A 14511-nucleotide genomic window follows, 5' to 3' on the forward strand; every position below is an offset into this window, starting at 1 on the left:
GGAAATGAGGCAAGCTGATCCCCTCGCTGGTTCCGAAGGAGCCAGGTCATTGCCCCGCTCCGGCGCCCCCAATGTAGCACCGGCGCCCGTGACCGCCGCCAACATGAGCCAAGACCTTCCGGTCACCGCAGCGGAGACCGTTAAGTCGCGGCCGGTACAGGGCGAGACGAGACCGGGGTCCGCGGAGACGGTGGCCGACTTCCAGATCGCGTTCAAACATGAGTTGCTGAGCGGAATCCGGGACGGCTTCGCGTCCGACTCCCTTGAGCGCCTGACCGACGAGTTTGCCGCGGCTAAGCTTTCGGCCGCAGAGAAACAGTCGATGCTCTGGGAACTACGCTCCGCAACACCAGACCCCGACTCGCGCATGGTGATTTATGACATCATCGAGCGCATCGGCGCCGAAGCCATCGTAGGCACCATCGTGGCGGATTTCGGCAAAGTCGCCTCGCCTGAAGAGCAGGCCCGGATACTGGTTTTGCTCGACCGCTCGCTCGATGTATCGGACAGCGATCTCGTCATACCGGCACAGCGTGCGATGCTGGAGCAGAATACCAGAGAGATACTCGATCTGTTCAAGGATCAGCTTCGGCAGCTCGGGTCGGACTCTCCAGTGTTCCATAGGGCAGTGCAACTGCTACCGAATCTCGCATCGAGCGAAGACGCAACTGAAATCTACGACGGCTTGCTGAAAAGCGGAACCATCTCTCAGGACACATACTTCGACGCCATGTCGCGAGTGGTGTTGTCCGAGGAGTCGGTGATGGTCCAGGCGGCACCCGAACTGTTGTCGCGGCTCGCCCGTGAAAGCGAGCCAATTCGATCTGCCGTCAATCCCAAGATATATGAAGGAGTCAAAGTCATCTGCGCGGGCGATAAGCCCGTTCCGGAAGAGATCAAGAGCTATATCGAGGCGCAACGGCCAGCGGAGTACAGCCCCGCGGCCGGCGAATATCTGGACTGGTCGATCAGCTATTTCAACTGGCTTCAAGCCATGGAAACCATCGGTCACGCTGAGGCTGCCACCGTAACCAACGCGAGCCTGCCCCCTATTGAGCGTGCATTGCTGGTCGCCTATCGTCCCGGCAACCTCTCCGACGTATCTGAAGATGAATTGCTCGCACTTCAGAACCAGATGCGAGTCGCATCGCGAGCCTTTCCTCAGGAATCTCCCCATCGCGGCCTGTTCGACGACGCTGTCGCGATCCTAGAGGAACAAATCGAGAGTATATCAGAAAGTGCAAAGGGGCCAGCACCCGTTGCCGATGAACAATAATAACGGATAGGCCATTTTAACTCCTGAACCGAAACAAGCGCCGGGACAAGCCCGCAGTGAATCGCCGCCAGTCACGCCCGCACCACCGCAATGCACCGACCCTGAGGGCTCAATAGCTCGGTGTGGACAGTGCGCTCGGCAATCGGCGGCTGACCCGAGCGGCGGTCGAAGAGCACCAGCCAGCCGCTGTCCAAACCCAATCCGGCCAGATAACCGTCCAATTGCACCAGCCCTTCGGGCAGCGGGTCGGAAGCGCCGTCGCGCCAGACCTTGAGTTCCATCCCGAGCGTTACCCTGCCGTAACGCAGACACAGGTCCATGCGGCCCGAACCGATCGCGTATTCACGCTCCAGGGTGCCGCCGCCGTTGATGACGCGATGCAGGAAGGCCATCAGCACCAGGTGCGGGGCTATCTCGTGATAGGGCGCGCTGCCCAGGAGCGGCTGGCCGTGTTGGCGCCAGAAGGCCAGGAAGGCGTCCAGCAGACGGGCCGGGTTGAGGGTGGCGTCGGCATTCAGCCAGGTCGGGGCGATGCGCGGCAGGGTATCCTGCGTACCGCCGGCCAGCGCGCGCGGCAGCACCTCACGGTAGATGGGGTTGGCGACCACCAGCCCGCCGCCGTCATCGCGCCGCAGCAGCCCCAGGTCCACCAGATATTGGCGGTCGTCTTCCGGTACCGCGTCCATCAGGGTGCCCGCCAGCATCGGTTCGATCACCCGGCGTACCCGCTCCTCGCGCAACTTGTCGGCCAATTGATCCAGATGGGTGACCCGGTTGAGGATTAGATACTCCTTGGCCTGATCGATCAGATCCAGGGTCACCGGCCGGGTGCGGTCGCGTCCTGCCGGCATCCGGAAACAGGTGTGATAGGCCAGGGCATTGACCAGCCAGGGTTGGCCCAGGGTCAGGTCCCACACCCGCGCCAGCGCCTCGGGGGTGAAGACCTGTCCGGTCGCGGCGGTGTGCTCACCGAGCAGCGTCCCCACCTCGGCCGCCGTGAAGTCGCCCAACCGCAGCGATTCGGCCTTGATGTTGAAGGCGCTGCCGCCGGTGATGAGAGTGGACTCCGAACGGGCATGAATCCGGTAGTCGCGCAGATCGCGCACCCCGCACAGGATGACGGTATGCGCAAAGGCCGTCGGCCGCTGCGGGTAGCCGGAGCGCAACTGGCGCAGCAGCGCGATCAGAGTGTCGCCGATCAGGGCATCGACCTCGTCGAGCATCAGCACCAGCGGTGTGGGGCTGTTCAGACTCCAGTGTTCGAGCAGACCGGTCAGCACGCCGTCGGCCCCGCGCGTCTGCCAGGCATCCTCGGTCCAGGGATGCAGGCGGGTATCGCCGATATAGAGCCGGGCGGCGGCTTCAATGGTGCCGCAGATGGTTCGCATTCCTCGGGCGACATCCTCGCGCGCGGTCTGCGCACCTTCCAGATTGGCATAAACGGCCCGGTAACGTCCCTCCCGATTCAAATACTCCATCAGCGCCAGCAGACAGGTGGTCTTGCCGGTTTGACGCGGGGCGTGCAGCAGGAAGTATTTCTTCTGGTCGATCAGCCCCAGGACCTCGTCCAGATCCCAGCGGCGCAATGGCGGCAGGCAGTAGTGATCCGCGGACCGGACCGGACCCTCGGTGTTGAAGAAGCGCATGGCATCACTCGTGAGCGGCAGGGACGGAATCAGCTTATCACGGCCACCTGGCGACCTTGCTCATCGTTCCGGCCAGCGTCTGCCGAGGCCCTGGGCGAAAATCTAATCCACAGATGACCACAGATGTTCTTCTTCATCTGTGTTCATCTGTGACATCTGTGGACAAATCCGGCTGATCCCCGTGGTCGGAACGGCGATCGTGGCCTATGGATGCAACACGGCGCGGCCTTGGGCCACATCGCTGTAACGCAAAGCCGCCGGGACGTGCGAAAATGCAGTTCAAGACGAGGGACTGGTGCCATCCGGCACGAACACCCCCAGGCTGCCCCCGGCGGCGCCGCTGATTGTCCGTAACCGCCTGACAAAAGGCCGCTCGCCCCATCCTCGCCAGCAAAGTCCCCCTATTTCCGGTTAAGCTCCGCGCCCTGACCAAGACCGACCTGGCTGCCGGTGCCGGCCCGAACGCCGGAGCCAATTGCAAGAGAAGCGCCGATGAGTTCCGATCTTTCCCTGTTGAACCTGATCCTGCACGCGAGTTTCGTGGTGCAGTTGGTGCTGTTGGTGCTGGTGCTGGCGTCCGTCACGTCCTGGACGATGATCCTGGACCGCGGGCGGGTGCTCGGTCAGGCCCGCAAAAGCGCCAATGATTTCGAGGAGCGCTTCTGGTCCGGCGGGGATCTCAGTGCGCTCTACAAGGATCTCAGCGCCGACGAGAAGGGCAACCTGGGGCTGGCGACCATCTTCCGCGCCGGTTTCAAGGAGTATGTCCGGCTGCGCAAGGTCGACGGCAACGACATGATGGCGGTGCTGCAGGGTGCCGAGCGCTCCATGCGGGTGGCGCTGAGTCGGGAGATGGACCGGCTGGACACCAACCTGCCCTTTCTCGCCACGGTCGGCTCGACCAGCCCCTATGTGGGTCTGTTCGGCACCGTGTGGGGCATCATGCACGCCTTCCACGCGCTGGGAAATGTCGATCAGGCGACCCTGGCGCTGGTCGCCCCCGGCATCTCGGAGGCCCTGGTCGCGACCGCGATCGGTCTGTTCGCCGCCATCCCGGCGGTCATCGCCTATAATCGCTACTCCAATCAGGTGGAGCGGCTCAACAACCGCTACGAGGAGTTCATGGAGGAATTCTCCACCCTGTTGCAGCGCCAGGGCCGCGGCTGACCGAATCATGCTGAAACGCGTCCGCCGCCACCGCCGCCGACCCATGTCCGACATCAACGTGGTGCCCTACATCGACGTGATGTTGGTGCTGCTGGTGATCTTCATGGTCACCGCCCCGCTGATCACCCAGGGCGTCAAGGTCAACCTGCCCCAGGCCAAGGCCAGCGGCATTCCAAGCCCCACCGTGGAGTCGGTGATCATCACCGTCGACCAGTTCGGCGACTATTACATCGATATCGGTGAGGATAAGCACCAACCGGCCACCGAGCGCATCATCGCCGAACGCGTGCGCACGGTGCTGGAGTACAAACCCGAGACCCCGATCCTGGTGCGCGCCGATAAGGAGGTTCCCTACGAGAAGGTCCTGTGGGCGATGGTGGCGGCCCAGTATGCCGGGGCGACGAACGTGGGGCTGATCACCGCCCCGCCGCTGCGCGCTGCACCCTGACCATGTGGCAAGTCCTGCGCCGCAACCCGCGCGCACTCTATTGGTCGCTGGGGCTGCACCTGCTGTTCGCCGCGCTGCTGTTCGTCAGTGTCCGGTTCATCGAGGACCCGAGCGAGGGCGGGCAGAAGCCCAAGGTGGTCCAGGCGACCATTGTGGGGGATCGTGCCCTGGAGGAGTTGACCTCCCGGCTCCAGGCCGATCAGCCACGCAAGGCCGCCGCCAAGAAGCCCCAGGAGCGGGCCCCAACGCCACCCGCGCCGGTCCCGCCTGCCGTGGACACCGCGGCAGCCGAACGCGAGGCGGAATTAGCGGCGCAGCGGCAGGCGGAACAAGCGGCACAGCGCCAGGCAGCGCTCGATGCGCAACGCCTGGCCGAACAAGAGGCCGAACAAGAGGCCGACCGTCAGGCCGCGGCAGCCGCGGCCGAGCGCGCGGCGGCAGCGCAACGCGAGGCCGAGGCGCAGGCCAGCCGTCAGGCGCAAATGCAAGCCCGCCAGCGGGCGGAAGCCCAGGCGCGCCGCGCCGCCGACCTCGCCGCCCAGGAGCGCGCCGCCGAGGAAGCACGCCGTCAGGCCGCGGAAGCCGAACGTCAGGCCCAAGCCGAGGCGCGCCGCGAGGCCGAGGCCCTGGCCAAGCGGCAGGCCGCCGAGGAACGCGAGGCGCAAGCCGCCGCCGCCAAGGCCGCGGCCGCCCAGCGCGAGGCCGAGGACGCGGCACGCCGCATGACGTCCGAACGCGAACGCATCCGCCAGGAACAGGAGCGGCTGGCCGAGGTCGAACGCCAGCGTCAGGCCGCCGCGCGGCAGCTTAACCTCCAGGCTGAAGCCGACCGCATGGCCGCGGAAGAAGAGCGGCGCCTGGCGGAGGAGGAGTTATCGCAGCGCGTCGAGGAGGAGGCACGCCTGCAGCAGCAAGAGAAGCGGCAGAACCCGGCCATGGCGGCGGCCCAGCGCACGCGCGAATCCGACCCCGACTCACAGTCATCCACTGATCAGTTCGCCAAGGAGGTGGACCGCTATATCCCGGTGATCCGGGACAAGGTCCGGCAATTCTGGGTGCGTCCGCCGGCGCTCATGGGCGAGTTGGTCACGGTGGTCTCGCTGCGCCTGATGCCGGGCGGGGACCTGATCCCGAACTCGGTCAGCGTGGTGCGCTCCAGCGGCAACACCGCTTTTGATCAATCGGTGATCGCGGCCGTTTACAATGCCTCGCCGATCCCGGTGCCCTCGGGTCCGCCCTTCGAGCGGTTCCGCGAGTTCAATCTCAAGTTTTCGCCCTGATGCGACCGTCGCTTCCGGCCATTGATTTCAGCAAGAGCATTTGCCGCAAATGAACGCTAATACTCGCGAAATAAACCATCAGGCAGAGGCTTCGATGACAGACATCGAAACCCGGCGCAATCCTTTAGCGCCCGCGCAGTCCCGGCGACCATCGGTCTTGGCGTTCATGCGCGTCTCTGTGCCGCGTGCGGTGCGACTCGTCGCCATCTTCACCGTAGGCACCCTGAATGTCCTGATGCTCCCCATGGCTGCACAGGCGCGGCTGACCATCGAGGTGACGGGCGGTGTCGAGGCCGCCCAGCCGATTGCGATTGTTCCCTTCGGCGTGTCCGATGGCCTGATCCCCAAAGAGGACGTGGCGGGCGTGATCGCCGCCGACCTGACCCGCAGCGGCAAATTCCGGCCCATGCCCACCCGCGACATGCTCGCCATGCCCAGCACCCCGGCGGAGGTCGACCTGCGTGACTGGAGTCTGCTCAATATGAACAACCTGGTGATCGGCCGGGTGGAGCAGGAAGGCGAGGGCTATCGGGTGAGCTATGTCCTCTATGATGTGTTTCGCGGCAACCAGATCGGCTCGGCGAGCCTGAGCACCACCGCGGGCGGTCTGCGTCTCACCGCGCATCGCATCGCCGATCAGATCTACGAGAAGCTCACCGGTGCGCCCGGCGTGGCCGCCACCCGGATCGCCTACATCACCTCCAACGGCCGCGGCGAGAACCAGACCGTCACCCTGCGCGTGGCCGATGCCGACGGGTACAACCCCCAAACCATCGTCTCGTCCAACGATCCGCTGATGTCGCCGGCCTGGTCACCCGACGGGCGGCGACTGGCCTATGTCTCGTTCGAGAACCGGCGCGCCGCCATCTATGTGCAGGATCTGGCCAGCGGCCGACGCGATCTGGTCGCTAGCTTTCCGGGCATCAACGGCTCGCCGGCCTTCTCCCCGGACGGCCAGCGGCTCGCCATGACCCTGTCAAAAGACGGCAATGCCAACATCTATACCCTTGATCTGATTAGCCGTGAACTCACCCAACTGACCGATCACTTCGCCATCGACACCGAGCCCGCCTGGTCCCCGGACGGCAGTCAGATTCTCTTTACGTCCGACCGCGGCGGCAGCCCGCAGATCTACCGCATGGCGGCGAGCGGCGGCGCGGCTGAGCGCATCAGCGCCGAGGGCGACTACAACGCCCGCGCCTCCTATGCGCCGGACGGCAAGTCGATCACCATGGTGAGCCGGGTCAACGGCCAGTTCCGCATCGCCGTGCTGGACTTGCAGCGCGGCTACACCCGTGTCTTGAGCAACGGCAGTCTTGACGAGTCGCCGAGCTTCGCCCCGAACGGCAGCATGGTGATTTACGCTACGATTGCCGGTGGACGCGGGGTGCTTGCGGCAGCCGCCGTGGAAGGCGGCGGCAATCAGCGCCTGTCCCAGGACGCCGGCGAGGTGCGCGAACCGGCTTGGTCGCCGATGATGAAGTGAGGATCTCCCCCGTGATACCGACTCTGAACCTGTTCTCCCGCCCGCGAATGCTCGGCACCGCCGCCATGGCAGCCGCCTTGTTGTGCGTCGGTTGTGCGACGACCGCGCCGCCACCGCCGGATACGCAACCGGCGCCGACCAGCGCGCGACCTCTGCTCCCGCCGACCGCGGCGACCAGCCCGGCACCCAACCCGGAGCCCCAGCGGCCGACCTATCGCGGCCCCTGGGAGGACCCATCCAACCCGCTCTATCAGCGCACCATTTACTTCGACTACGACAGCGCCGAGATCAAGCCCCAGTACCTGGACGTGATCCGCACCCATTCGGCCTATCTGGGAAGCACAACCAGCCAGCGCGTCACCCTGGAGGGCAATACGGACGAGCGTGGGACCCGTGAATACAATCTGGCGCTGGGCGACCAACGCGCCGAGTCGGTGCGCCAACTCATGCTCGCCGAGGGCGTGACCCAGGGACAACTGACCACCCTGAGCTATGGCGAGGAACGCCCCGCGGACCCCGGCCATAACGACAACGCCTGGCGGTTGAACCGACGGGTGGTGATCCAGTATTAATGCCCACAATCTCGCTGACGAACGAGTCAGCAATAAGTTAAACAAGGAATACAAACGTTGTCGTAATCGGATAAGCAATTCAAGTTTGGCATGAGGGCCTTGATCGGTCCGGTCGCAAGAACACTGGAGGCCGAGGCTTTACCGTGAAAGTCGCGCAGCGAGCCTGTGGGAACGGCGTCCCGCCGCGATGGGGCCGGGCGCGTCGCCGCAGCGATCGAGATCACCGCGGCACCGATCGCGGCGGGACGCCGCTCCCACGGGGGACAGGCATCATCCGGGGTGGCTTTTAGATTATTTCTTACTTACTTCTAACATTTTACCAATGGTTGCAACGAACACTATGCGCTACGCACCCTCTGCCCTGCTCCTGATTGCCGCGGTTGGCGCAGCCACTGTCGGTGCCGCCGACACCTTCATTGAGGACCGCCTGGCGCGCATCGAACGGATCATGGAGAACCAGAGTGCCTCCGGACTCATGCTCCAGCAGCAGCAACTCCAGCAGGAGTTGCAGGAGCTGCGCGGACTCGTGGAGACTCAGCAGTTCGAGATCCAGAAGCTCCAGCGGACGCTGCGCGACCAGTATCTGGACATCGATGCGCGGCTGGGACCCGGCAAGGACGGCACCGCCCCCGCCAATGCCGCCGCAACGCCCGGTACCCCCGAGGCCACGGGAACGCAAGGAACAGTCGCCCAACCGGGCGGCGCGATCAATGCCGCCGGCACGGAGCTCAAGCCTCCGGTCGGCAGCGAGGAACCGGCACCGGTGACGGCCCCGGTCCCCTCTTCCCCGCGCGCGGTGGGCATTCCTTCGCTGCCCAGTCCGGAGACCACGGGCGTCAGTGAGCGCGATGCTTACGGCACCGCTTTCGATCTGCTGAAACAGCGCAACTACCCGCAGGCTGTCGAGGCGTTCAATGAAGTCCTGCGGGCCTATCCGCAAGGCCAATTTACCGACAATGCCCGTTACTGGCTGGCCGAGACCTATTACGTGCAACGCAACTACCCGGCGGCGTTAGCCGAGTTCGACCGACTGGTGCAATTGCACCCCACCAGCGCCAAGGTCCCAGGGGCCTTGTTGAAGATCGGCTATATCCAATACGAGCAGGAAGCCTGGGACCAGGCGCGCACGGCACTCAAGCAGGTCATCGCCAAGTACCCGGACAGCACCGAGGCACGCCTGGCCCAGGGACGGCTGGCGAAGATCGCACGGGAGCCGAAGGCAGGCGATTCGGCCATCCGCTAAGCCGGGGTGGCAATGCGGGATGCGAGTCGGGGGCTCGCCGACCAACACGTTTGGAGTCCAAGGCTTCAGCCTTGGCCTGCCGATCCAAGACTAAGGCGATTTCCGACAATAACGATGCGCTCCCGCATCCGCCCCGGCTCCAATCCGCGCCCCGGCAAGGCGCTTCAGCTCGGTGCTGTCAAGGATCAGCCCCACCCGCCCATCACCAAGCACCGTGGCGGCGGAGACTCCGGGGACCTTGCGGAAGTTACCCTCCAGACCCTTGATGACGATCTGCTGCTGGCCGAGCAGCTCGTCGACCAGCAGTGCGACGTCGCCGTCGTCCACCTCACAGATCACCAACAAGGGCCGCCCCTGCGCCGCATCATCGGGGCACTGACCCAACAGTGACGCCAGCCGCACCACCGGCAAATGGTGGTCGCGTACGCGGTAGACCTCCAAACCGCCAGGCAGCAGGCGCAGCCGCGTGGGGTCCAACTGCACCGTCTCCACGATGGAGACCAGCGGCAGGATGTAGACCTGCGCGCCGACACGGATCAATTGGCCGTCCAGAATGGCCAATGTCAGCGGAATCCGGATGGTGAAGCGCGTCCCCTGGCCGGCCGCTGTCGCCAACTCCAGACGCCCGCCCAGGGACCGGATGTTGCGCTCCACCACATCCAGACCGACCCCGCGCCCGGACAGATCCGTCACCGTACCGGCGGTCGAGAGACCCGGATGACAAAGCAGGCGCAACAGGTGCTCGACATCCTGTGACTCGGGTCCAGTGATCAGGCCCAGTGCGCGACCGCGGGCGAAGACCGCCGACTCATCGATCCCCGCCCCATCATCGCCGATTTCGATAAACACGCTGCCGCCCCGATGGGAGGCGGCCAGACGTAAGGTACCGATCGGCGGTTTGCCACGCGCGGCGCGCACCTGCGGCGGTTCGATGCCATGATCCATGGCATTGCGCAACAGGTGGGTGAGCGGATCGGCCAAGAGTTCGGTCAAGCGCTTGTCCAGTTCGGTCTGCTCACCCTCGATCCGAAAATCCACCGGCTTGCCGAGGGTCTGCGCCAGGTCATGGACCAGACGCGGAAAACGGTTGAACAGGAAGCCGATCGGCAGCATCCGGATCGCCAGCACATGTTCCTGCAAATCGCGGGTGTTACGCTCCAACTGGGCCATGCCCTGGCGCAGTGACTCACCGGTCGGCCCCGCCGCGCCGGCGGCCAGCCGCAGCAACATGGATTGGGTGATGACCAGTTCGCCGACCAGATCGACCAGGGCGTCGATCTTTCCGGTGCTCACCCGGATCGAGCCGTCGCGGACCGCCGCCGGTTGCTGAACTGGATCAGCGGCGTACTGAGCTGCATCTGCCGTGGAATCGGCGGCTGAGATCCGCTCCGGATCCCGATCCGCCGGCCCCGCCGACCGGTCGACGACAGGCTCGCCCGTCGGCGCTGCCACGACCGCCGATGGGATCAAGTCCAGATCGCAGGCGTCGGCCACCCAGGCAAAGACTTCACGCAGGTCGTTCTCACCCGGATCAGCATCCAGATCAAGGATCCACGAAAGATGGCACTCCTCCACCACCAGATCAGTCAGGGTCGGTAACTGGTCAAGTTCAGCATGCACCCGCAATGGACCGAACCGGGCCAATTCCCGCACCATCAGAACCACGTCATTCCCCTTGGTTAGCAGGTCCCGATGCGGTCGGAAGCGGATGCGCCAGCCCGCCGCGGGCGGCGTTGTCGGGGGGCTGTCTGGTGCGGCGGCCGGAGCCGGCTGCGCCGCCACCGTCGCCGGGGCCGGCCGACCCGGCGCGGTATCCGTGGGGGCCGTCGCCGCGGCGGTCGGGTCCGCCTGCTCCAGCAGACCGCGCAGCGCCAGATCGGCGTCGGCCAGCCCCTCCGGGCCCGGCTGGTCGCCCGCGTGCAAGGCCCGGAGCATCGTGCGCGCCGCATCGACCGCCTTGAGCAGGATCGCAATCAAGTCCGTATCCAGGGGCCGCTGACCGTGGCGAACCTGATCCAGCAGGGTCTCCATCCGATGGGTGAACTCGGTGAGTCCCTTGAAACCGAAGGTCGCGCTGCCGCCCTTCATCGAATGGGCGGCGCGGAACAAGGCGTTGATGGCGTCCATATCGACGATCCGCCCGGCGGCGGCCACCAGAATCGACTCCATGGTGTCGATTGCCTCAAAGCTCTCCTCAAAGAAGAGCCCCTGGAACTGACGCAGATCGAGGCTCATCGCAACACGCGCCGCAGGGCCGCGAGCAGGCACTCCGGGTCGAATGGCTTGACCATCCAGCCGGTCGCACCGGCGGCGCGGCCACCGGCCTTTTGCTCGGGCGAGTCCTCGGTGGTCAGGGTCAGAATCGGGATGTGACGATACGCGGGCAGCGCACGCAGAGCACGGATCAGGCCGATCCCATCCAATCCAGGCATGTTCACGTCCGTGATCACCAGACCGAAACGCTCCCGCCGGGCCAGCGCCAGCGCCTCGTCGCCATCGCACGCACAACTGACCTGATAACCGCCCGCCCGCAGGGTCAGGGCGACCAGTTCGCGCATGGCGCGGGAATCATCGACGGCGAGTATGTGATACATGGACGGTTCGGAGATTGACGATGGCACAAACGTGGTTATAGTCCCTTCGCGCGCCCGCCGCCATGGCATGACGCATCCCGCGGCGCTGCCCGCGTGAACCCGCGACCGATTGGAGATCCGCTTGCCGGCCGAGCCATACCCGCAGACCGTCGCTCCCCCCGCCGCGCCGCGCCATCCGCGGGTGGCGGGGTCGGACCGGTTGCGGCGACTGCTGCCGGGTGGATGCCGACGCCAGATGGTCGAACTGGGCCTGTTGTTCATCGCCTGCGCCTATGGCGTTGGCGCGGCAGTCGGTTTGCCGCTGTATGGCGACGGCGCCTACTACTTCTTTCGCATTGTCGTCGATGGGACACCCGATATCCCGAATTTCCGCTATGCCGCGGTGTTGCCGCAACTCCCGACCCTGGCGGCAACCTGGCTGAGTACCGATATCAACCTGCTGCGTCATTGCTTTTCAATGAGCTACGCCGCGCTGCCCGTCCTTTCGCTGCTCGGATGCTGGATGGTCGCACGGCGCCGCGCCCCGGCTCTGATCCTGTTCCCGGCGTTGTTCTTCACCCTCAATCAGATCAACTTCTCGGCCGTGTCGGAGCTCCTGCTCTGTCTCTATCTGGCCTGGCCCTATGTCCTGCTCGCCGGTCTGTATCCACGGCACCCCGCGACCTGGTGCTACGGAGCGGCGCTGGCACCCCTGCTGCTGCTCCTGCATCCGCTGGCCTTTGGCCTGGCGTTGTTCCTCGCGGCCGCCGCGGTCAGCGCCGCCCGCTCGGCCGACGACGCGCCGCGGGTGCAGCGGGCCTGGTCGGTGATCGCGGCCGGCCTGGCCGTTTCCGGCATGTTGCGGCTTGCCTGGACGCTGATCGGCAGCAACAGCTACGAGCGTTCCTTCGCCGATGCGTCCCAGGTCGGCTACTACCTGCTGCCGACGACGCCAGGCCAGGTTGCCCTGATGGTGGCGGTCTGTGCGGCAGCGCCGGTGCTGGTCCCGCTACGCAGTCGCGGCACCGGCCGATCGATGGGCCCGTGGCTGGTGTGGCTGCTGCTGCCCGTCCTGGCCGCCTGGGTGGGTGCCGAGATTCTGGCCGGCGACGGGGTCAAGCTCAAGGCCGCGCTCATCTACCCCTTTGGGCTGTTATTTATGGGACTGGCGCTGTGGGCGGCGCGCGCATCGACCGACCGGCACCCGGCTCGGAGGCATGGATCGGGCCGACGCTACGCGCGTCCCTTCGCCGCCTGTGTGCTGGCCATCGTCCTGCTGACCCTGGCCAAGTCCGCCGCCTGGTGGACCGCGACCCGCGGTCTCATCAATGCCACCGCCAGCGCCGACGGCACCTGCCTGGTGTTCGGTCCCCAAGCACCGTACGACCTGCAATGGCCCTGGATGGCGATCATCGACAACTGGACCGCACCCATCGCCGCACTGGTGTTTCGCGGACCCTGGCCGATCCCCTTGCTGCTCCCCAAGGACGGCTGCACCCTCCTGCGACAGACCGGTACGGCATACCTGACCGCCTGGACAGGCCGCCCCGAGTCCCTGCTCACAACGCGTTTCGGTCCGCTGCGACACGCGCACGGCGAATGCGCCGGCGAACCCGGTTGCCTTGAACCGGTCGGACACCGACAATGATCGCCAGGAGGCCACTGTTGGTGCCTGCCGATTTTATCCACTGCAAGTCCGGAGACCATGCCATGTCGAACGAGGGTTATCACGAACCGGTCGATGAATTGTCCGATGAAACCAAGGATATGCATCGGGCCATCATCTCCCTGATGGAAGAACTGGAGGCCGTCGACTGGTACAACCAGCGCGTCGATGTCTGCAAAGACCCTGATCTGCGGGACATCCTGGCCCACAACCGGGATGAGGAGAAGGAACACGCGGCAATGGTGCTGGAATGGATCCGCCGCCAGGACCCGACCTTCGACAAGGAACTCAAGGACTATCTGTTCACCGACAAGCCGATCGCCCATCACGCCTGACCCGCGGATGCGCGCCCGCTGGTATAGCCTTCGTACCTGATATCCAGACAGACCCTGGTGTAGGGGCGGGTTTGAAACCAGCCCCTACGTCCGGTTATCACGTCCGAACGCTATAACATCCGTGGGCGCAACGACGCGCTCAGTGTCGGATCTAGCACCCGTTCCATCCGGCACTGTTGGATCTGATGCGTTTTCACACCCAGCGCCGCGACCCGCGCCTTGAGCATTGCCGGCGCGGCATCCCCCTCATGGCCCGGCAGAATGGTGGTGCGCACCTCTAACGGCACCCCGGCCGCGAGCAGGATTGCAAGGCTCTCCCAGGCCCGCTCCCCGGACTTGGGGACACCGGTGATGGCCGGGTAATCGTCCGGCAGGGCCTTGATGTCCAACCCCACCCAGTCGAGCAGAGGGAGTAACGCCTTGAGCCGCGCCGGATAGGCGCCCGAGGTATGCAGCCCGACCTTGAACCCGAGTGCGCGCACCTGCGCCATCGCCGCCTTCAGGGACGACTGCAAGGTGGGCTCCCCCCCGCTGAAGACCACCGCATCCAACAGTCCCCGCCGTGCTTCCAGGAACCGGCAGACCTCGGCCCAGCGGATCAGACCCGCGGCAACGCTGGGCAGTAGATGGGCATTGTGGCAGTAGCGACAGCGCCAGGGGCATCCCTGACAGAACACTACGGCTGCCAGTTCACCGGGGTAATCAACCGTGGTCAGCGGCGTCAGACCGCCCACGCGCAACGGCTCCGGCCCGATGCGGGCCGGCGGTGTCGCGACGATCCCTGATGATTCATCGACGCCCATACCGACATCCGTCAGC

Annotated in this window: 13 protein-coding genes; 9 read left to right on the forward strand and 4 right to left on the reverse strand. The window is 65.4% G+C overall.

The genetic code is table 11. From position 1 onward, the window contains the following. Positions 1-88 precede the first annotated feature (88 nt). Positions 89-1276: a hypothetical protein gene (locus A39O_RS0115490; RefSeq protein WP_026199447.1), complete on the forward strand. Its 1188-nt coding sequence runs from the start codon at positions 89-91 to the stop codon at positions 1274-1276. A 71-nt stretch (positions 1277-1347) separates the two neighbouring features. On the opposite strand, the gene A39O_RS0115495 is transcribed toward A39O_RS0115490, so the two are convergent. Then, the gene (locus A39O_RS0115495; RefSeq protein ID WP_020505574.1) at positions 1348-2922 is read right to left on the reverse strand and encodes an AAA-like domain-containing protein; all 1575 of its coding nucleotides are present in this window, start codon (positions 2920-2922) and stop codon (positions 1348-1350) included. Between the two features lie 492 nt (positions 2923-3414). Between A39O_RS0115495 and tolQ the strand changes: the two genes are divergently transcribed. From tolQ to ybgF, 6 genes are all read left to right on the forward strand, one after another. Beyond that, positions 3415-4089: a protein TolQ gene (tolQ, locus tag A39O_RS0115500; RefSeq protein ID WP_020505575.1), complete on the forward strand. Its 675-nt coding sequence runs from the start codon at positions 3415-3417 to the stop codon at positions 4087-4089. Between the two features lie 7 nt (positions 4090-4096). Beyond that, complete coding sequence (gene tolR, locus A39O_RS0115505; RefSeq protein ID WP_020505576.1) at positions 4097-4537, forward strand: protein TolR; 441 nt, start codon at positions 4097-4099, stop codon at positions 4535-4537. 2 nt (positions 4538-4539) lie between these two features. Continuing rightward, complete coding sequence (tolA, locus tag A39O_RS0115510) at positions 4540-5817, forward strand: cell envelope integrity protein TolA (RefSeq protein WP_020505577.1); 1278 nt, start codon at positions 4540-4542, stop codon at positions 5815-5817. 235 nt (positions 5818-6052) lie between these two features. Beyond that, positions 6053-7303: a Tol-Pal system beta propeller repeat protein TolB gene (gene tolB / locus A39O_RS0115515; protein ID WP_245561910.1), complete on the forward strand. Its 1251-nt coding sequence runs from the start codon at positions 6053-6055 to the stop codon at positions 7301-7303. Between the two features lie 47 nt (positions 7304-7350). After that, positions 7351-7875 (forward strand): peptidoglycan-associated lipoprotein Pal, encoded by a 525-nt coding sequence (gene pal / locus A39O_RS0115520; RefSeq protein ID WP_020505579.1) that lies wholly within the window; start codon positions 7351-7353, stop codon positions 7873-7875. 340 nt (positions 7876-8215) lie between these two features. Further along, entirely contained in the window at positions 8216-9118 is a 903-nt protein-coding gene (ybgF, locus tag A39O_RS0115525) for a tol-pal system protein YbgF (protein WP_020505580.1), read from the forward strand. A gap of 90 nt (positions 9119-9208) precedes the next feature. On the opposite strand, the gene A39O_RS33730 is transcribed toward ybgF, so the two are convergent. Then, positions 9209-11353: a chemotaxis protein CheA gene (locus A39O_RS33730; protein ID WP_020505581.1), complete on the reverse strand. Its 2145-nt coding sequence runs from the start codon at positions 11351-11353 to the stop codon at positions 9209-9211. Further along, entirely contained in the window at positions 11350-11712 is a 363-nt protein-coding gene (locus tag A39O_RS0115535; protein ID WP_020505582.1) for a response regulator, read from the reverse strand. The genes A39O_RS33730 and A39O_RS0115535 overlap by 4 nt, the downstream gene beginning before the upstream one ends. 121 nt (positions 11713-11833) lie before the next feature. Between A39O_RS0115535 and A39O_RS0115540 the strand changes: the two genes are divergently transcribed. Together A39O_RS0115540 and A39O_RS0115545 are read left to right on the forward strand one after the other, a co-directional pair. Beyond that, positions 11834-13339: a hypothetical protein gene (locus tag A39O_RS0115540; protein WP_157640157.1), complete on the forward strand. Its 1506-nt coding sequence runs from the start codon at positions 11834-11836 to the stop codon at positions 13337-13339. Between the two features lie 62 nt (positions 13340-13401). Then, positions 13402-13692 (forward strand): encapsulin-associated ferritin-like protein, encoded by a 291-nt coding sequence (locus tag A39O_RS0115545; protein WP_026199450.1) that lies wholly within the window; start codon positions 13402-13404, stop codon positions 13690-13692. 110 nt (positions 13693-13802) lie between these two features. On the opposite strand, the gene A39O_RS0115550 is transcribed toward A39O_RS0115545, so the two are convergent. Next, entirely contained in the window at positions 13803-14495 is a 693-nt protein-coding gene (locus A39O_RS0115550) for an anaerobic ribonucleoside-triphosphate reductase activating protein (protein ID WP_020505585.1), read from the reverse strand. Positions 14496-14511 lie beyond the last annotated feature (16 nt).

It is taken from the genome of Lamprocystis purpurea DSM 4197 (assembly GCF_000379525.1).
Lineage (GTDB): Bacteria > Pseudomonadota > Gammaproteobacteria > Chromatiales > Chromatiaceae > Thiodictyon > Thiodictyon purpureum.